This window comes from Bacillus sp. LR--39, assembly GCF_053613335.1.
Map to the genome: position 1 here is coordinate 1 of NZ_JBSIOT010000795.1, position 741 is coordinate 741.

Consider the following 741-nt stretch of genomic DNA (forward strand, 5'->3'; position numbering starts at 1 on the left):
GCCGGCGCCCTTTTTTCGTATCTCCATAAAGCGTAAACTGTGAGACGGATAAAATCTCTCCTCCTATATCTACAAGAGACAGATTCATTTTCCCTTCACTGTCATCGAAAATACGGAGATTGACAACTTTATCGGCTAAATAAGCTGCATCATCTTCTGTATCATCGTGAGTGATGCCGACCAGCACCATAAGGCCTTGTCCAATTTGGCCGACGACCTCTTCGTCCACTGTAACGCTTGCTTCTGTTACTCGCTGAACAACTAATCTCATTTTCTAACCCCTTTAGTTCATGACGCGGCGCACAGAATAGATATCTCTAATCTGTTTAATACGCTCGACGACTTTATGCAAGTGATTGATATTCTGGATAAAAATCGCCATATGGATGGTTGCCACTTTATTGCGATCCGATTTGCCAGAGACAGATGAAATATTTGTTTTCGTTTCATTCACTGCCTGGAGTACCTCGTTCAGCAATCCGCGGCGGTCATACCCAAGAATCTCTATCTCAACATTGTATTCCTTGCGCTTTTGAACTTGTGACTCATGTTCCCACTCTACCGGGATCAGCCGCTCTTGGGCTTCATTCGTTTTGACATTCGGACAGTCTTCGCGATGGACCGAAACCCCTCTGCCTTTTGTGATAAAGCCGACAATATCATCACCTGGCACAGGATTGCAGCATTTTGATAAACGGACAAGGAGGTTGTCAATGCCCTTGACACGAACGCCAGCTTCCC

At 45.3% G+C, this 741-nt stretch carries 2 protein-coding genes; both read right to left on the bottom strand.

The window, feature by feature from the left end; genetic code table 11:
• A partial coding sequence (gene dtd, locus ACWHAR_RS26590) for a D-aminoacyl-tRNA deacylase (protein WP_452088365.1) occupies nt 1-271 on the bottom strand: 271 nt, incomplete at its 3' end.
• A gap of 12 nt (nt 272-283) precedes the next feature.
• Nucleotides 284-741 (bottom strand): ACT domain-containing protein (locus tag ACWHAR_RS26595; protein WP_452088366.1); only part of this gene is annotated, 458 nt, incomplete at its 5' end.